Origin of the sequence: Bradyrhizobium sp. BWC-3-1, from assembly GCF_032917965.1 — a bacterium.
GTDB classification, from domain to species: Bacteria; Pseudomonadota; Alphaproteobacteria; order Rhizobiales; family Xanthobacteraceae; genus Bradyrhizobium; species Bradyrhizobium canariense_D.
Genome location: NZ_CP136625.1, coordinates 7549964 through 7568012 on the forward strand (window position 1 = coordinate 7549964; position 18049 = coordinate 7568012).

Genomic DNA, 18049 nt, shown 5'->3' on the forward strand with positions numbered 1-18049 from the left:
TGAGCATCACTTCCACATTCGGAAGGCCGACGAATATCCGTGCCTTCTTCCAGCTATTGGAATTGATGCGCGCCTCGCTCTCGGGAGTGAGCTGTCAGGGCCTCTTTAGAACGAACGTACGTCTTGAAACGATGTCAGTCACGCGCGTTCCCTCTGCCGATTGCGCGGGTTCGAGCCAATCGTTAGCTGCGGTGTTCGGTCGAGGGACGTGGCCTTCCATCTCTTTCCTGGAAACAGGTATTGGTTCGGAAAACGCCGTGCGACGCCTGATCCGTGCTGATCGCTATCCGGCCTTTGGGACGGAGTCTGAACCGGTACGGCCCTTAGAGCCAGGTCTGCCTCCCAACACTCACATTCATGCAGGCCTCGCCCTTCTTGGGTCCTAACAAAGCGCACGCACCCACGTAGGCTCGCCGAACGCCCTCAACTACTCTCGTCGACAAAAAGGGAGAACACCACTTTGGATGCAAAGTTGCAGACTATGCTTTCCTCGCTCTCGCCGGTGGCTCGCGAACTGGATGCTCTACCGTCGGGGCGTCCCACCACCGACAACAATTGCGTGAAACTGAACACGAATGAGAACCCATTTCCTTTGCCAGACATCGTGATGCGAAGCGCAATTGCAGCTCTTGAGCTGCAATACCGCTACCCAGAAGACGACAATCTCAGCTTGAGGCAAGCGGCCGCAGCTGCGTATGGCATTGCAACTGATCGCGTGATCGCTGGCAATGGATCGTCTGAACTCCTCAGCCTGATTTACAGAGCCTTTCTTGCCCCGGGCGACGAGGTCGCAATGATGTCGCCGGGTTTTTCCTTCAATCTCAAGCTTGCCATGTTGCAAGGGGCCCGCTTTATAGAAATTCCCTGGTCAGCACCTGACTGCTTGCCGATGGACCAGCTGCTTGTCGGTCCGGCTAAACATGCCAAGTTCATTCTGCTGGCCAATCCGAATAATCCGACCGGAACCTTTGTTCCGCTCGCTGAGATCGAACGCCTCGTTACACGATCTGACCGATTGATCGTATTGGACGAAGCTTACGTCGATTTCGCACCTGAGGACGGCCTACGCCTTGTTGAGCGCCATTCGAATCTTCTGGTCCTGCGCACATTTTCCAAGAGTTATTCGGCCGCTGGCATTCGCGTGGGCTTCGGTTTCGGCCATCCCGAGCTGATTGGGCGGCTTCGCAACATCCAGAACGTTTTCAACATGAATGTGGTCGCTCACGCGGTGGGCATGAGCATCCTTGCGCATCGGGACGCCTATGAGGAGAACCATCGCCACGTCAGGCTTGAGCGTCAACGTGTAACGGCCGCCCTCGCAGACGTTGGATTCTGCGTAACGCCTTCGCACGCGAACTTCCTCCTCGCCCGTGTGCCGTTAGGCCAGGGTGGCAGATGGTGGCAGGCGGCGTTGCAAGACCAGAGAGTCCTTGTTGCCTTCTTTCCGGATGCCGGCCTGGAAGAGTGCATTCGGGTTAGCATCGGTACAAAGCGCCAGATGGATGCGTTTCTTGCGGCCGTCGGCAGCATTCTTAGGAAAGTGGGATGTCGTGGCTAGTGGTCCCTTCCACTCATGTCATAGATCTCCGTCGTAATCGATCCGGTCCCACACATCATGCGGCTTCGCGACGCAGCCCTGAGTCAGTTTTTCTCCAGTCGCCGCATTACGCCCCGTTGTGAACGACTTCGCAGTAATAAAGCGCATTACCAGCGAGCACCTCTTGCACTCCCGAAACCCGGCGGACTCCGGTCCTCTCTATATAGGAGATAACTGAGTGAGAAACGTTGTTCCCTCGAACCTGACCTGCGGCATCTTTGACCATCTTGACGAGGACGGCCGCGATATCACCCGGCAATACGCTGACCGCCTTACCCTGGCGGAGGCCTACGACCGGCTCGGTTTCTATGCCTATCATCTGGCGGAGCATCATTGCACTCCACATGGACTGGGTCCGTCGCCGAATTTGTTTCTGTCAAGCGTCATACAACGCACACGGCGACTTCGCGTCGGTCCTTTGGTCATGCTGCTCAACCTCTATCACCCGCTGCGTGCATTCGAGGAGATCTGCATGTTGGATCACCTGAGCGGCGGCAGGGTTGAGGTCGGCCTTGGTCGCGGCTCTCTGCCGATCGAACTGAGCTATTTTGGCGTTGGAGCCGATGTCGCCTCGAGCCGTTACGAGGAAGCTTCTCAAATCTTCGTTGGCGCGATGAATGGCGGCCCGCTCACATACGAAGGGCGGCATTTTGCGCTGAGCGACGTCCCTTTGACGCTTTCACCTCACCAGCGTCCTTGTCCCCCGACATGGATTGCAACAAATCGGCCGGAATCCGCCCGCTGGGCGGCGGCAAATGGCGCCAATCTTGCCTGCATGGGCCCCTCTTCTGCCGTTCGCAAGATCACCGATGTCTATCGCGCTAATCGAAACGTCACGGGCGACGCCAACAGCTCAGCGCCATTTCTCGCGTTGCTCCGCATGATCGTGATTGCCAGCTCTGAAGCAGCGGCCCGTTCCCTCGCCGCGCCTGCCTACGAAACATGGCTCAGAAGCTTTAAATTCCTGTACGAGCTCAATGACATCCCGCCTCCGTCCAACCTGCCCCTGACCTTGGATGCCGCAATTGAGAGTGAACTGTGCGTTGTCGGAACGCGCGCTTCGGTGCGCCACACTCTTCTCGATCAGGTCGAAGAGGCAGGCATCAACTATCTCCTTTGCCAGCCCGCCTTCGGATCTCTGTCACTGGATGCCTGCCTCAACACCGCAAATGCCATTCACTCCGAGCTCATAGCGGCAGATCGCTGACGGTGACCCGACAGCGGTTCCAATAAGTTCGCCCTTGACCCGGCAATAAATGGCGACAGCCAGGCCAGTGAGTACCGCAGCCGAATGCATCGGTCAGGCTGCTCTTATCGTTCAAATGGCCATTACGCGCATGCGATCCGTTCGACTACATTACCAAACAGGGCGCTTAACGGCAGTAAATGACCTGACTCTAATTTTGCGTGCGTTGGTATCGACCGAACAGTGGCCGGCATGGACAGGTGAGTTGGCTCACGCTGATCCCGCTTTGGCGCGCCAGTTGGTCGATCGCATTTCACACAATTCCAGGGTTTGCCCTATCGCCCGGTTGGGCCTGTCGTGACGCAGTGCCGGCGGCGCTCCGACCGGACGGAGGAGATCGCGCGTAAGCTCGAGATCGTGCTGGCGGAGTTGGCTTCGCTGCGCATTCTCCTGGCTGCGCACGGCATTAGCACCCCGCCACCTCTCGATGATGACTACCTCACTGTTCAGCGGTTCGCGGCGACGAATCACATAAGTCCCGAAGCCGTGCTCTCTCGGATCCGCCGCGGCAAGTTGCGTGCGGAGAAACGCGGTGGTCGCTGGTGGGTGAAATGCACGGTTTGCACAGCATAGCCGTGCAGTGACGAGGACAGTAAGAGAGAATGGATCAAGATACGGAAGCGGCACATGGAAATGATCTGTGCGTTCACGTTGGTATCTCCTCTGGGCTCGACGCGACAGCCAATGGAAAATCAAGAGATTCATCGAGGTGAACGTGGCGCACGACCAACACACCGACGTAAGACCGCGAGGCTCGATTTCGATGGCGTACGCAATCACAAAACGCGTCGGCGCCCCGAGCACTTGCACATCGGATGACCATCTTTACGTGACCGGGATCACTCAGTCGATTCGGTCTTCAACAGAGCGATCCGAGTGAACAAACGAAAGAGCACGGACGCGTGCCACCAAACGTTCCACCCGGCTGCAGCAAGTCTTGTAGCAAATGGAACGCGGCGCACACGCTCCATCTCGGTTTTGAACGTGAGCCACCGCACGCTTACGGCCTAGAGCATAGGAAGAGAGATGCTTTGCTCGCAAGTCGCACAGTTGCGAGTTTCCCTGATCATAACTCGAACGTCCGTCTCACACCCGTAGCAGCGGCAAATGTATCCAGGTCATTTCGCCTATTCGGGCCTCGGCTCGCGCACCGGTGTCAAACGGAACAAATCTGATTTCGCTGGGATGCGCGCCAGAACCTGGCTGCAGAAGGAGATAGCCGATGATGTCACCAAGACTGATGTCAGTCCTCGGGTCGATGGTAGCGGTCGAGCGTATGTTTTGGAAACTTAGAGAAATGATCGACGGCGACAGCTCGATCCCACCTGATGTTCGAGAGACGCTTCACATAATGTTAGACGCAAAGCTTCTTGCCGCAAAGGACAAGATCGTGGGCGACGCGCGCGCTGCAATTGATGCAACTCCCGATTTGCCGCAGGCGGCCCGCGACCGCGCATACAGATCGCTCGGCTCTGCAATGAAAATGTTCATGTCCAGCGAACCGCACCGCACTCCGCATGCTCGTAGCGAAATCGGTATCTCCAGCGCTCATCGCAAGATGCATTGACGCATGCTCCGCTCCATCGAGCGCTTGCCGCGAAAGGGCTAGGTTAACCTACTCGAACCGGCGACAAGAAGACATCGCCTCCATTTTTTTCGAGACTGCCAAGCGATGCATGTAAGCCAGCGTCTTTCTTATCACAGATTGTTCCATCAGTAGGCAAGGCCTGGAAAGATGGCTACGGCACCTTCTCCGGCACCATCGCTCGTAATTCCGGCCCTCGGTCTCAGAGGATGAGTGCGGTCCCCTTGCACTTCGATGCGGCCGGCTGGCAGCCTGCCGACCCGCAAACAGCGCGTGACGACAGTTGCGCCAGCGCGTGGGACGATGCCGTCGAGACAAGTGCACCACTCTGACCAGACTACATCGATCGCCATCACGAGTTTCCTTTCCTGCAACGATCACCGCGTGTGGACTGCTCCGCAAGTGATCTGCAGAGCTGTGTCAGGCTAAGAGAAGAGAGATCCAGAACGCTCGCCCGACGTCGCTTTGATCTCGCATCAGGATCAACGTTGAGCTCACCGTGACCAATAGTTCCTTGCCCAGTTCGATTTGCTGAACTCGCCTACCTAAACTGAGAGGTTTCGAAGGTGCGGCTTCCTGCCTAGAACTCTACTTGCGATGGTCAGTACAGCGGATGCATCATGAAGCCTGACGAGCGCCTCGCTGAAGTAATCGAAAATAGCGCGTGTTTTGATAATGAGGCATGGGAGGTGTGGGCACAGTGCCTCTCACCCACCGAGCGGCTGGCGTATATTCGCAAGCATCGCTCTCACTTCCGGTTCACAGATTACGATGAAGTAATAGCTGTTGTACGCGGTCGTCGCTTCACCGGTTGCTCATCGCAGCTCCTTACATGGCGCCACAGGATACGCGCAAGGACGCTGCAAAGCGCTTTGCTCTTCTCCGTTGCGGTTTGGCTGGGGGTCATCTGGCTTGCGGTGCGCTTCATCCGCTGAAATCAGCAGCCGAGTTTTCGTCCACACCTGAGCGTCACTGTGTTCGCACGCGAGTGAGCACTGCGGCGTCGTTGGAGATGATCTGAAAAGCCGCAACCTGACCCAGCGTTCGGTTCGAACATTCCATTAGGCGCTAAGGTTAGGATGCAGTTACAGCAATTCTCACCGACGTTGTTAAGACGCACGAGGCTGGGGGCGCCAAGACAAGAGAGTTGAAATGAAGAACTTATTGCTTGCGATTGGAAGCATTGTGACGTTTGGCGCGGCGGCGCCGGCATTCGGTGCAGATCTGACTGGACTGCCAGCCAAGCTCTCTACACCAAAGCTCCGGGGCCTGTCGCGGCTGCAATCTACGACTGGAGCGGCTACAACGTGGGTATGAACGGCGGCTTGGCCTCAAGCTCGAATTGCTGGGATTGCGATGGCGGCAAGCCTGAGGGCTGTCATGATGCGACCGGCGGAAGCGTGGGTGGCCAGATCGGCTATCGATGGCAGATGGGCCAGATCGTGCTTGGTCTTGAAGGCCAGGGGAACTGGGCTGATTTGACCGGCTGGAATCCAGCGCTGCTTTTTTGGATATCAACCCGACCAAGATTGATGCGATCGGCCTGGTAAAGGGCAGATCGGTTATGGCTTCGACCACGCACTGCTTTAGGCCAAAGCGGCGCCGCGGTGACGAGCAACACGTTTCGAAACATCTGGACGACGGGCGAGCCGGGTGGAGAAAGCAAGCACGTTCTTTGGGGCGGCGCGTTGGCAGCCGGTATCGAGTACGGCTTCGCACCGAATTGGTCGGTTGGGTCCGAGTACGCACACCTGTTCATGCGGCCTGCCATGGTCAGCTTCACCGAGCCCGCTGGTGGGGTCGACCGCGTCCGCCAAGATTTGGATCTTTTGACTGCACGGCTCAATTACAAGTTCGGCCGTCCGATTCTTCTCAAATATTGATCTACCGTTCAATCGGCGGATCGAAAGCCCCGGCCCATGGCCGGGGCTTTTTTTGACCTGTTGGCCTAGTGTACAGGAGGCACACAGCATTCCGGGAGACCGCGCTTGCTGAGAAAGCCGTTCCCCTGCGCTAGTCATCGCAATCTCCGCCCCCCTCACTTACGCGAGGGTGACGAACCCGGCAGATGAGGCCCGTACCTTCCGAAGCTGCTGTTCGATTTGGCAACGTGGCGCTGAGCGGGCCTCTTTTGCTCTGGGGTCCACTCGACCTCAGGTTCACAGGGACTAACCCGTAAAGAGCGCGTCCGCAGAATAGGGGAATCGTGCGCATAATTGAGTTTCCCGCGCGATTGGGCAGCCAGATTGAGGGCAAGAGGAACATCCAGCGTGCATGTCTTGACCAGTTGCATGCGCGCCCATCCTTGAGCGGGCAGCAGCACGGGCTCGAGGGGTCGGGCTACGCGCCAATGATGACGCTTGCGCTGCAGATCACTTCACTTCGGGGAGATTGGTGGGCCAGATGATATCTATTTGGCCCTCCGTGGATTACGCACGCTGGCGGGCCGCATGGGGCAGCACTACGAAACCGTAGTCGTGAGGGCTGAGATCACTGAGTGCAGGTGGCGCCGCGAACGCTCTGCGCTGAGTGTAATAATATGCCTCTTTGAGCGGGGCCCAGGCGCGGGATAGCTGCTCGAACGCGGTGCCGGGAGCGGTTTCGGAATAGGGTATCGCCAGGGGCTTTCCCCCGGGAGTTATAGGGCCCAGGCTCGCCCGGACCGGTCGCTGCGATTTGCGACAGAGTTGGCTTTTGCGCTTTTAACTTGCTTCCGCCGGACAGATCCATGCGATATGGCACACCTTCGACGGCAAGCGTACGCGCCAACATGAACGCGCTCGGCTTTGCCGGGAGTTGCACCGCGACTACGGGCAAGACCCCCGAGGTCAGTCGATGAGAAATCGAATATCGCGTCTCCGGCTCCGTTGCCACTCGCCGCCCCTGCATGTCAACGACTGGTAGCTGCCTCACTCTGCGGCGGCCTGGGCTCGTGATCCATGGTTTGCAGAACCTGACGCACGTCGAAGACGGATGCAGGATGTTGAGCCCGGATCCTCGCCGCATCATGCGTCATGAATGAGTCCAGCGCATCAATGGTCCGTTCAGCCACGCAATGCGGTCGGGCGATTAGCGGGCACGCTGACAACCGGTCCCGCGTTCTGCCCGAGCAGGATCGCTGGATGGGCGTAACGAAGCCATCGACCGAATCGTCTGCCCCCTAAATCAACAGCGCCCACAGGATACTTTTCGCTCTCGGCGCGCTCAGACAGCGCACCTCGCGGACCCCCTTTCCTCTTCTCAGAACTGATAGTACAACTCCGTTCCCGTTTGAGCTATTCCTTCCAGGTCGATGAATACTTGCCGCCCAACCACGGCCATAGCCGACTGGCGGCCAATAGCCGAACTTTGAAGTCGCTGATGCTGGTTTCAAGTGCTACGATGTGAGTAGCAAGACAAGTCGACAGTCGCTTGAGCCGGAGCACCTCCGCTATGGGTTGTTCCACATGAATGCGAGCTGTCACCCAGCGAAGGGGGATGGTGATTCAGGTCCTCGATACCCGTTCAAGTGACTGCGCTCCGCCCATTGTTTTTGTCGGCAAAAATCGCGCTGGTAACTGGATTACCCGCGAAAAACGGGGCGCGTTTGGCGGGCTTTTTATCAACCGCGCCGAAGCTCTGAAATACGCTCTCTTCAAGAACGGACGCCAACCAGAGAACATCATCGAAGTGGCGCGTGAGATCGAGCTCGATATTCCCAGCCCCGTGAACTGCAGAACACGAAGGATTGACCGCCCTTCTGCATCCGCTGACCCGTCGGAGCCGGGCACTCGCTAATCGATGTTATTGAGTGTGCGCACTTCAACCTTCAATTAGGCAGCCCACAGGCTTCCCGCTGCAGGTTCGATCGTCGGCAATCATCGGCCAATCGTGCTTCCGCTCGATGAGCGCCACATCGTTATAAACCTGAACATCAGCCGTCCTGATTCGACTGCGACGACCCAATATGAGAGAAGGACGCACCATCGACTGTTCCATCTGGCACACATTTCATTACGCAAGCATAGCGCACAAGTTAAAGAACTAGTCAGTTTCATCTGCATCGGGCTATCTTGAGGTGGAATGCGTTCGCGGGCGTAGCGCCATCTCGTTCGCAGCGATACTCAGAAACACTCAGATTCGCGGCGTCCGCCGCAAACATATTCAGCTTATGATTTGAGCCGCTAGATCATCGCAATCTTCGCATTGGTGGTCCGCGAAAAGGTAGTTCATTAAGCTAGCTGCGGGCGCGTAATTCGCTGCGCATTTCGCCGGAGCAACCCACAGTCGCCCCTTACATTTCGACAGATCTGCGTCAGCGGGAACGGAAGCGCGGCCGTTACTTTAAATAAGACGCAGACGCCGTGCCTTGACGACGCACTGCGTACGGCTGGTCGTTTCCAGCTTTCGCATTGCATTTTTGACATGAAAGTTGACGGTGTTCTCGCTTACTTTCAGGATGACTCCGATGGCCCAGGATGACTTCCCCTCCTCGACCCATAGCAAGCACTGTTTTTCCCGTTCCGACAGCGCAACCTCTTGCACATCCGCCATGAGTTTCTCCTGAAGCCGAGAGGACGTGGATCGAGATCAGCAAATGCCATACCAGTCAGTGGCACCGCAAACTCTCGCGGCAGGACAAGATCTTGGGAGATTGCCGGTTCACTTCTCCGGAGACTGCAATCCAACTGCAGCCCTATGGACGGGATTGCGACATATGTCGAAAACGCAACTGCAGTATTTGAGACAACCGTAGCAGGTCGATATTTGCTGAACATCTGCGTGAGCTAGACATCACCCTTTGGTCAAGCGTTCTTCCCGCAAAGGGTGAATGCTCTGTGAAGGCCGTAGCACCCGGCTCGCGAGCCGAGATCCTTCATTTGCACTAAAGCTTTCCTTCCAACGTGTCGGCTCCGATCCACCCACCACAACAGCCCCGCTGTTCGGCGCCACCCTATGGCGATAATGCAAGCTTTCACGTCCAATCAACTACCAACGCTGGTCATTGATCGGCATCACAACAAAACGGTATGAGCAGTGGGGCTTGCGCCAACCGAAGCTCGGCCTCCAGGACTTCTTATGAAGTACCAACCACAATCCGCCCGGCCCAACGCAGGTCATCAATGCACTCGGCCGTCGCCTGTCGAAATGCTTCGTGCCAGGTCTGCTCGAATGGCGAGCTCTCGTTTCTGATGGAAGCGCATGACGGCCTGGCCGCCACAATCGCTCAGCGGTCAGGATCTGGTTTGTCGATTGCTAGCTCGCTCGGCTATCGCGATGCCAATGAAGCTTCATGGACCCAGCTCGTCGAGAGCGTCGAACGAATAGTGGATTCGACCGAGCTACCTGTGGCTCGTTGACGGCGACGGGGGGTTCGGTAATTTCAACACTGAGCGCCTCTTGGCACGCAAACTCCGTCAGGGTGGCTCGCTCGAGGACAGCTGCTTTCCAAGATGAACTCGCTCATTGGAGAGCGGCATACGCTGGCTAATGTCGACGAATTCTCCGGTCGTCTGCGGGCTGTGAAGGATACGGTCGCTGAAAACCTTGTTCTCGTGGTTAGGATCGAAGCGCTGATCGCCGGCCATGGATTGAACGAAGCCGTCTTGCGTGCTCATGCCGATGCCGACGCAATCTTGATTCATTCGCGAAAGAGTACCGCGGACGAGATGCTTCGTTTGTCAGCGAGTGGCGGAACCGGCTACCTGTTGTGATTGTTCCGACGACATACTATTGAACGCCTCGACCTCTCGTGAGGCGGGAATCTCCACGGTCGTCTGGGCCAATCACTCATTGCGAGCTGCGGCAGCTGCAATGCGGCGCGTCTGCGACAGTATCGCAGCGCAGGAGGGCATTGCGGGCATTGAATCCCATATCGCACCGCTCAGCGCATTGTTCGAGCTTCTGGGGTATGACGAATTCGCCGCGGCCGAAAAACAATATCTGCAGCCCAGTTAGTCCATGTCAGCAGGCTCTTCAAAACCGGCCGATGCGCCCCTAAGCCTCTCGTCGGTGTCGCTCCAGTATCAGCCAGCAAGGCCCGCGACCTACCATCCGGGGACAGCTCCGGAACATCGGTAAACATCTGCCCCTGACGCTGAAGGAAGCTCACACGGCGGCTGATTCAGGTGTATGCGTTCCTCGCCATTCACACCTACCCCTCAAATTTCTGGGATGGTCGGACAAGACTCGGCACTTAGCACTGAACAGAGGCGGTCAGGATGCTTGCGAGGCGAACGCGGGATGAAGAAGGCGAATGAAATGCCTCTGAAAGCTCCCAAGCATGCTCTCATTCTCGCCGCTGCCAGTTGGCTCTCGACTGCGACCGCTTACGGATTTAAACTCGAAACCGCTAGCCCAAATCCATGGCACTGCCATCCTGCACAACGCGCTACATAACGGGATCTATCAAGATCGCCCTGCTGGCGGTTATCTCCCCCGCGCCAGCGAACCGCGGCCTGTCACTACCGTCATGTGGCGCGGGCCGTCACGCCTCACCGATATCGCGCCGGGCGCCATTGTTGGAGGAGAATTTGTGAGTAATTGAAAGCTTCACCGGATGGGTACCTTGTGGAAGAATTGACGCGCATGAGCTGTGTGGTTGGATGTGCTGCCGCAGCTCACGCATCGCGTTTTGCCATTGTGCGCGAGCTTAGGGTTCAGACTCAATTGATCCAATAAGCGACGAGAGCGGCGAGGTGGACGGCGGCCAAGAAGTTTCTGGCAAGTTTGTCGTAGCGAGTAGCAACACGCCTGAAATCCTTGAGCCGGCAGAAACAGCGCTCGATAACATTGCGCCCTTTATAGAGGCGCTTGCTGAAGCTGTGGAGGGTTACCCGGTTGGATTTGTTTGGAATGACGGGTTTCGCGCCGCGATTGACGATTTCGGCGCGAAAGCCGTCGCCATCGTAGCCTTTGTCCCCAATGAGGGAAGACATGGGCGGCGCGAGCTTCAAAAGGGCCGGCCCTGCGGCAATGTCTGCGGCTTGTCCCGGAGTGAGATGAAATGCGCAAGGTTTGCAATCAGGGTCGCTCAGCGCGTGGATTTTCGTGGTCCGCCCACCGCGCGAGCGGCCGATCGCCTGTTCACACTCCCCCCTTTTCCGCCGCTCGCCGAGCGATGCGCTTTGATCGAGGTGGAGTCGATCGACAAAGCCACTCGGTCCTTGCCGCAGCGGGCGAGCGCTTCAAAGATCGCCTGCCAATGTCCGCGCTTAGCCCAGTGATTGAACCGATTGTAGATCGTCGTGTAAGGGCCATAGTCGGACGGGCAATCGCGCCAGCGTGCGCCGCACTGGAGCATGTGAATGATACCGCTGATAATGCGTCGATCGTCTTCGCGCGCCGGGCCGGTCTGGTTCGTTGGCAGATGCGGCTCTATCTGAGCCCACTGCTTGTCGTTGAGCCAGAACAGTCCTTTGCGCATCGAAGTCCCCCGTGCCGAATCAACTTGGCACGAGGGAATCAGAACTCGCTAATTAGGTACAGACCCTAACAAAGTACAAATTTTCATCGAGTGCTTGGGCGTGCTAGGAACGAGGCCGTGAAGCATTGACGCGCGGTCGCGCTGCGCGCGAGGCGCGTCCACGCGCTGGAAAATTGACAGAACAGGAAAGACGCTCGAATGGCGCCTGGAGAAGACCATAGACCGATCATCTGCAGTATCCGTACTGAACTTGTAACACCGTCGAAGAATGGGATATCCAGTTGGAACTCCGAATAGTTCTTCGAACTGACCGGTGGCGGGAGCGGCATCAATGATAAGATCAGTATTTGTCACAAGAATGCTGTGACGGCGCAGCGCTTGAGCGACAAATTGCTCAGCAAACTCGTCTACGATCTCGCCGTCCACATCTGTAGACAGATAGGTCGAGTCATACAAGAACGGCATATCGTCGATAAATATCGTCTTGCGGACGCACAGCATCGCTTCCCTCGGCGGGCGGAAGGTAAGCATAACCGGGTCTGAAATTCTCTCTGAAAGCAATTTCATTGTCGTCCCTCAAAGGAGGGAGCCGTAAATCTAGCGTGCGCAGAATTCTGGCCTGCTTCTTGACGTTGTGCCCTTCTCCGCAACAGAGATGGGTCACGCCAGCAGCTTGGAGGTCGCGAAGCGCCCGTTTAATCGTGATGAGCTGACTCCGAATTCCTCTCCAAGCATAGCAGTGGACGGAATTGGAGCATCCGGCTGATAAGTCTCATTGGAGATGCGCTTCAGAATCTCCTTGCCTACCGTGATGTGAAGCGATGAGCTGGGACGGAGACGAGAAGGTGCTGTCGACATTTCGTTCCGATCTCCCTCTGGCCGAACGTATTCGCATTCCGATTGCGGCTAGTGGAACTGTCCCTAGCAATCTCGATCGTCAGCGAGGTGCCTTGATTGCGAACACGTAGCCCAGGGCGATGGCGTACCTTATGCTTGGCATTTTCTGTCAACGTGCTGCATTGAATTGCGTTACGGCAGCTGGAATTGGGCCTTAGTAGCAATCTCCAGGATACAAAGACGAAATCTTGCTTGGCTTTGAGATGTATGAAATGATGGTCACCGCTTTCCGTTTTTGGTCCCAGCCTGACTTCGGAACCGGCCTTGAACTCTGGCGGATCATGCTCCGTTGACGCGCATGATAGGGAGTTCGCTGGAGGACAGCGTGGCATGGCCACCGAGCGCGAGTATCAAGCGACATCCTCCATCAACGACATTAGACCAAAAAGCGCATCACCCGTGTGAGCCAAAGTCGGAAAGCGTCGGTAAGCAACGACACCAGAGGCAGGAAACTTCAGTTCGGCCGGTTCGGCAGCAACATCACCTAATGGATAGACCCGTCCCGCCGGCTGGTTCGCCTTGACTTCATCGGCCGGTTTGGCAAATGGCTCGAACAGGCCGTCGCAAGGCGCGTAGATGGAGTTGTGCGGGCTTTGATATTTGAGAATCACGGACGAGCTGGGCTCGATGCGGTCCATAGCCGGAAGAATTTCATAATCGTGCAGAACCCGTCTCAGGCCACGCTCAGCGATCCGCAGCCCACGTTGTGAGAGAGTGGCCCCGAAACCCAGCTCAGTCGTCAGAGCAGGAATTCCGTGTTGCTCAGCAGCGGCGTAGAGAGTTGACCCGGCACCTGCACCCGCGCCATGGGTAATCGCCCCAAATGGTGCGTCAAAGCTTTTCAGAAGCCGCAAAATCGCGGCAGCCTCAGCGTCGTTCCGGCCGGAGCGGGCGAGCGCGACCGGCAAATAGTCCAGCGACCGGCCTCCGGAGTGAAGATCAAGGACCACATCCGCCAGAGGAAAAAGTTCTGACGTCACATAGTGGGCGATCATTGCGGTTGGCCCACCATTTGCGTGGCCCGGAAACTCACGATTGAGGTTACCGCCGTCGAGTGGAGAATTCCGGCGACCAGCGCTAACGGCAGGCCAATTCAGAGCAGGAAGGATAATGATTCGACCGCGCAGATTTGCGCTTGAAGACAACTCCCGTGCGAGATTGCGTAGCGCGATTTGGCCCTCGTACTCGTCGCCGTGCGTTCCTGCTGTCAATAGAGCGGTTGGTCCGCTACCGCCGTTGAAACAGAGTATGGGAACAGGTATCCAGCCGTAGGCGGATATGTCGGACGAATATGGGACGCGGGCATAGTCCGCCTGCATTCCAGTTGCCGAAAAATCGATCTTGCTCCACACGCGGCTTTTCATTGTTAACCCTGTTCAGTAAGCGATCTGGCTGTCATCGCTCGGCTCACGCAACGAACTTTTTCTTCGCTTGCAGGTCGACGCCTAGGGCGGGACCATGCGCGCTTGATATAGATTTTACAGATCGACTGGGCAATCGCTCGGGCGCGATCTCGCTCAGAAATTCAGGACGACTTTCGGTAGCTCGAAAGACTTCTTCGGTCTGATACACGCCGCCCGTCATCTCAAGCTTGCGTTCAAGATGCAGGACCATGTCTTCCAGAATGATCTCGTTCGAGCCGGCCATCAATGATGGCAGTTCCGTTAACGCGTTACCTGAGCCGTGGCCAACACGACGCGCCGCCGTCAGGCGAGACTGGTTGCGCTCCGACCAGAGTTCCTCAAAGGGACGATAGACCATGGCGCCGGTCATCCCAGGCCTTACCTTCTCTGCTAATCGAATTGTCACGCCTCTCACGAACCCGTCAGGTCTTCCTGCTCTGGCGTTGCCTTACTGATCTTTCGCGACCCGATCCAGATCACTGATCTGATCAGCACGGCGTGCGCCTACCCAGATGAAGTTGCCGGGGGCCAATGGAACGTTGTAGTTCGGTTGTTCGTAACTCTTTCCTGCGCGATCAAAGCGAACTGGAAGCCGGTCGACGCTATCGGCCCCCAGCGCGATCATTCGCTGCTTGAGCAATTGGCCGAACTCATATTCATCCATGTCGAGGCGCAGATCGGCCAAACCAGCAAAAAAGCTTGCCGTTGCTATGCGACGGGCCTGACGTTTGGTGGCCAGCTCGTGCTGACTTTTGACGAGCCGCTGCTGCCAGATGAGGTCGGCCTGGTGCGATAGCCTACACTTGCGCTGCGCCGCCCTCAAGTAATCGATCAGTGCGATCGATCCGCGCCCAAACATGTCGGGTCCATAGTCAAATCGAACAGCAGCACCGGCCGAGAGATCATTCAGAAACTCGCCTGCGGCGGATACTGCGACTTCGGTGTAGCCATGATGATACATGGGCTGAACATGGCGGTTCGGCCATGCTTGCGCATTGCGCTCTTCCGAGCTGCTAATGATTATTGCAATCCTGGCGCGATCACGTCGCGCAATCGCTAACAGCGGCCTGGTATCCAGAGTCCAGAATAGCGTTCTGAACCCGGAGTAATAATCACAATTCTGCCATGAGGTCAGAATCACGGCATCGACATTTGCATCTGCTATGTTGGCGCACAGGCGGGCAATGACCTCCGCTTCACCCAGGCAGGTGGAGGCAATGCCATGTTGTTCTCCATCGCTTAATTTCATTTGCATGAGGTCGACTTCGCAGGCGACTGGCCGGTATGAGGGCGGTTCTGCCAAGGTTTGAAGCTGCGGCAGCTAACATCATACGCGATATACTGCTATGTCAGCCGGCTTCCTCAGAGCCGACATACCAGATATACTCGCCCGAAGTGGCGCAGCGAATCTGCCCGACGCAAGCGCCTACCAATCGTTCTAGCGCTGCAGAAGATTCTAAAAAGGGACCCAATGGTTGCAACCAAGGACGCAGATGCGCCCCGGCGGAGGTCAAAAGCATCATATGAAGGCGATGGAGGCATTGGCACAAAAGCGCACATAGGCATGATCGTGATGGATAACGCTCAGACTCTGTCACATGAAGCGCGTGGCATGCTTACCTTACCTGGCGTGGCGCTGTATCGAATCTCGACACCGGGAAATGGTGCAACTTCGCTTCGGTTGATCTATTGAAGGATGCGTTCTCTGGACTTGACGAAGCGCTGGCTCACATCAACGCAACGCGTCCGTCCTTTGAGTTTCGACCTGAGGACAAATAACTCCGCGACTTGATCGAGATCAATGCCTCGCTCAGAAAAATCGTGAAGGCTTTGTCGCAAGAACGATGCTTTGTCGCAAGAACGATCATGAGCTACGACTTCCCTGAGCGTGATGCAACGCCTGCTACAGCGAAATAGCTTTGCGGAATCGACTATTGTTAGACTACCCAAATAGCCCTCCAGACCTGCCGCTCGCGGGCAGTTCATACGATGCCGGCCGGCCCTCTTCGGGTGGTACGTATCGCGATAGGTCCGCGCAGAAAAGCAGAAGCGCTTGATATTAGGCCCCATGGACATCAGCTCGAACAACAACGAAACGCTGTGCGTCGCTCCGCCCCCCGCGTCGCTCGAAGGGTTTGCTAGTCTCTCGGTACCGCTTTATCGAGCTTCAACGATTGTTTTCCCAAACGCAGCGGCCTATCGCGCGCGTGCGACACGGTCGCCGGATGGCTATACCTATGGCCTCTCTGGAACTCCAACAACGCGGACGTTGGAGAACCAGCTGGCGGCAATTCATTCCGCAAGCCGATCTATCATCGTGCCGTCGGGGCAGTGCGCGATAACATCCGTTATGCTCGGCCTGGTGAACCATGGCGAGCACTTGTTGATCGCCGACAATGTCTATCCTCCGGTGAAGCTATTCGCGCGGACAATCCTTCAGTCCTTTGGAGTCGATACAGAGTACTTTGATCCGACTCGTCTCGCCGACCTCGACGCCAAGTTCCGACCTGGCGCAACCAAGCTAGTTTGGGTTGAGTCGCCGGGCTCAACCACGATGGAAATCTGCGATATCCCGGCCATCGCAGCGAGGTGCAGAAGATCTGGCGCGCTTCTGGGATGCGACAATACATGGGCGACTGGTTTGCTGTGTAGACCTCTAAGCCTGGGCGTGGATATCGTGGCCGAGGCGCTTACTAAATATGCAGGTGGTCACTCCGACCTACTTCTCGGTGCGATCATTCTTGATGATCTTGATCTGTATGCGCGTTTTCGGAGCACTTTGGGCGCTCTGGGGGTGGGCACATCCTCCGATGATTGCTCGCAGGCGTTACGGGGCATCCAAACGATGGCTCTTCGGATAAGGCACGCGGGCGCACTTGGCGAGCTATTCGCGCATCGCTTGGAAAAGTCAGGTCTTAAGGTCTTGCATCCATCTCTTCCTTCGTTCTCTGGGCATGCCTTATGGCAGCGTGACTTCGCGGGCTGCTCCGGTGTTTTTAGTCTTCTACTGCAGGGCGTCGATGTCGGCAAAGTTGACCGTGCTCTCGACCAGTTGAGGACGTTTGTCATCGGTGCTTCTTGGGGAGGAACGCGAAGCATTGTCGCCCCCATGACTGTCGCAGGCGAGCGGCAGGCAATGCCCTCGGAATTGCACCGAAGCTATATCCGACTGAGCCTTGGTCTGGAAAGCGCTGAAGAACTTTGGCGCGATCTTGAAAGAATGTCGGATGTTCTCTTGGGCTGATGTGCAACTGCACGTAACCCACGCTTAACGTTCGAGATATCGACGGGGCAATCTCAGGAACAGCGGGAGAGTTCGTTTCTGCTTCAAGGCTGAAACGGCGCCGACGGAGCAATCGCCCCGGAAACGCTTAGACAAAAGTACCGCTTTTCGGGGTTTAGCTCTGAAAAGCAGGACGGCAGTTCTGCGCCGATGGTGAAAGTCGTAGCCCTAGTGAGTGGGTGCGATGAAGCCCTTAGGCCAATGACAGAGGGGGGCAAATCACCCGCCGTGGGCGGGAAGTAACACCTATGACCACACCCGATACATCTTGCGTTTCCGTAATCGGCGCTGGAATTACCGGCATCACAACGGCCTATCACCTCGCCAGGCGTGGCTGCCGGGCGACAGTCTTCGGCCGCTAGCCCTTGCAGTCGAGCTTTTGGAGACGCGCATGTGAGCGATGCCTTCGACACGATGCCGGTGAAGTCGGACCGCAACGACGCGCGTAACATCGCGCAGCTGATGCGGCTAGCCTGATTACGGCCGGTGCACTGCAAGTTATCGACGCGCAGGAAGTGCGAGCCCTGCTGACGGCGCGCAAGCTGGTGCAGAGCAAGCTGCTGGACGTTGAGAACAGCCTGCGCGGAATCTTGCACGGCTTTGGTTCGCTCGGTTTCGATCTGGCCAGGATCG

General features: G+C 56.9%; 11 protein-coding genes, 5 pseudogenes and 1 riboswitch. Of the genes and pseudogenes, 9 read left to right on the plus strand and 7 right to left on the minus strand.

All coding sequences use genetic code 11. The features are described 5' to 3' along the window. Window positions 1–481: 481 nt before the first annotated feature. The 5 genes and pseudogenes from hisC (at window position 482) to RX329_RS42135 (ending at window position 6311) form a co-directional block, all read left to right on the plus strand. Complete coding sequence (gene hisC, locus RX329_RS36300) at window positions 482–1558, plus strand: histidinol-phosphate transaminase (RefSeq protein WP_231190946.1); 1077 nt, start codon at window positions 482–484, stop codon at window positions 1556–1558. Between the two features lie 217 nt (window positions 1559–1775). After that, complete coding sequence (locus RX329_RS36305) at window positions 1776–2804, plus strand: LLM class flavin-dependent oxidoreductase (protein WP_317245133.1); 1029 nt, start codon at window positions 1776–1778, stop codon at window positions 2802–2804. Between the two features lie 1261 nt (window positions 2805–4065). After that, the gene (locus tag RX329_RS36310) at window positions 4066–4410 is read left to right on the plus strand and encodes a hypothetical protein (protein ID WP_231189091.1); all 345 of its coding nucleotides are present in this window, start codon (window positions 4066–4068) and stop codon (window positions 4408–4410) included. A 638-nt stretch (window positions 4411–5048) separates the two neighbouring features. Then, a complete protein-coding gene (locus RX329_RS36315) occupies window positions 5049–5363 on the plus strand; it encodes a hypothetical protein (protein WP_231189093.1) in 315 nt (104 codons plus the stop codon). Window positions 5364–5580: 217 nt separating this feature from the next. Next, window positions 5581–6311: pseudogene (locus tag RX329_RS42135) on the plus strand (outer membrane protein). 588 nt (window positions 6312–6899) lie between these two features. Here RX329_RS42135 and RX329_RS36325 read toward each other — a convergent pair. Beyond that, window positions 6900–7477 (minus strand): annotated as a pseudogene (locus RX329_RS36325) (shikimate kinase); the annotation flags it as partial. Between the two features lie 428 nt (window positions 7478–7905). On the opposite strand from RX329_RS36325, the gene RX329_RS36330 reads away from it, so the two are divergent. Beyond that, the gene (locus RX329_RS36330; RefSeq protein ID WP_317245134.1) at window positions 7906–8205 is read left to right on the plus strand and encodes a hypothetical protein; all 300 of its coding nucleotides are present in this window, start codon (window positions 7906–7908) and stop codon (window positions 8203–8205) included. Window positions 8206–8751: 546 nt separating this feature from the next. Here the strand turns inward: RX329_RS36330 and RX329_RS36335 are convergent. Next, window positions 8752–8946, minus strand: a pseudogene (locus RX329_RS36335) (response regulator transcription factor); the annotation flags it as partial. Between the two features lie 584 nt (window positions 8947–9530). Here RX329_RS36335 and RX329_RS42140 point away from each other — a divergent pair. Next, window positions 9531–10365: pseudogene (locus RX329_RS42140) on the plus strand (isocitrate lyase/phosphoenolpyruvate mutase family protein). Between the two features lie 707 nt (window positions 10366–11072). On the opposite strand, the pseudogene RX329_RS36360 reads toward RX329_RS42140, so the two are convergent. The 5 genes and pseudogenes from RX329_RS36360 to RX329_RS36385 all read right to left on the minus strand — a co-directional run bounded on the left by RX329_RS36360 (window position 11073) and on the right by RX329_RS36385 (window position 15388). Then, a pseudogene (locus RX329_RS36360) lies at window positions 11073–11833 on the minus strand (IS5 family transposase). Between the two features lie 48 nt (window positions 11834–11881). After that, window positions 11882–12400, minus strand: a complete 519-nt coding sequence (locus tag RX329_RS36370; protein WP_317245138.1) for a UTRA domain-containing protein — start codon at window positions 12398–12400, stop codon at window positions 11882–11884. Between the two features lie 680 nt (window positions 12401–13080). Further along, window positions 13081–14082, minus strand: a complete 1002-nt coding sequence (locus RX329_RS36375; RefSeq protein WP_317245139.1) for a succinylglutamate desuccinylase/aspartoacylase family protein — start codon at window positions 14080–14082, stop codon at window positions 13081–13083. Window positions 14083–14137: 55 nt separating this feature from the next. Then, window positions 14138–14503 (minus strand): hypothetical protein, encoded by a 366-nt coding sequence (locus tag RX329_RS36380; RefSeq protein WP_317245140.1) that lies wholly within the window; start codon window positions 14501–14503, stop codon window positions 14138–14140. Window positions 14504–14581: 78 nt separating this feature from the next. After that, window positions 14582–15388 (minus strand): hypothetical protein, encoded by an 807-nt coding sequence (locus tag RX329_RS36385; RefSeq protein ID WP_317245141.1) that lies wholly within the window; start codon window positions 15386–15388, stop codon window positions 14582–14584. An 813-nt stretch (window positions 15389–16201) separates the two neighbouring features. On the opposite strand from RX329_RS36385, the gene RX329_RS36390 reads away from it, so the two are divergent. Together RX329_RS36390 and RX329_RS36395 are read left to right on the plus strand one after the other, a co-directional pair. Beyond that, window positions 16202–17377: a trans-sulfuration enzyme family protein gene (locus tag RX329_RS36390; protein ID WP_317245142.1), complete on the plus strand. Its 1176-nt coding sequence runs from the start codon at window positions 16202–16204 to the stop codon at window positions 17375–17377. Window positions 17378–17430: 53 nt separating this feature from the next. Beyond that, window positions 17431–17530: riboswitch (glycine riboswitch) on the plus strand. 134 nt (window positions 17531–17664) lie between these two features. Continuing rightward, window positions 17665–17778 carry an FAD-dependent oxidoreductase gene (locus RX329_RS36395; protein WP_204513547.1) on the plus strand — a complete coding sequence of 38 codons (114 nt, stop codon included), beginning with the start codon at window positions 17665–17667 and terminating at the stop codon, window positions 17776–17778. Window positions 17779–18049 lie beyond the last annotated feature (271 nt).

Excerpts from the sequence above, each read along its gene's own strand:
- hisC (WP_231190946.1), top strand. The coding sequence starts at position 482 with ATGCTTTCCTCGCTCTCGCCGGTGGCTCGCGAACTGGATGCTCTACCG.
- RX329_RS36310 (WP_231189091.1), top strand. The coding sequence starts at position 4,066 with ATGATGTCACCAAGACTGATGTCAGTCCTCGGGTCGATGGTAGCGGTC.
- RX329_RS36315 (WP_231189093.1), top strand. The coding sequence starts at position 5,049 with ATGAAGCCTGACGAGCGCCTCGCTGAAGTAATCGAAAATAGCGCGTGT.
- RX329_RS36330 (WP_317245134.1), top strand. The coding sequence starts at position 7,906 with ATGGTGATTCAGGTCCTCGATACCCGTTCAAGTGACTGCGCTCCGCCC.
- RX329_RS36370 (WP_317245138.1), bottom strand. The coding sequence starts at position 12,400 with ATGAAATTGCTTTCAGAGAGAATTTCAGACCCGGTTATGCTTACCTTC.
- RX329_RS36380 (WP_317245140.1), bottom strand. The coding sequence starts at position 14,503 with ATGACCGGCGCCATGGTCTATCGTCCCTTTGAGGAACTCTGGTCGGAG.
- RX329_RS36385 (WP_317245141.1), bottom strand. The coding sequence starts at position 15,388 with ATGCAAATGAAATTAAGCGATGGAGAACAACATGGCATTGCCTCCACC.
- RX329_RS36390 (WP_317245142.1), top strand. The coding sequence starts at position 16,202 with ATGGACATCAGCTCGAACAACAACGAAACGCTGTGCGTCGCTCCGCCC.
- RX329_RS36395 (WP_204513547.1), top strand. The coding sequence starts at position 17,665 with ATGACCACACCCGATACATCTTGCGTTTCCGTAATCGGCGCTGGAATT.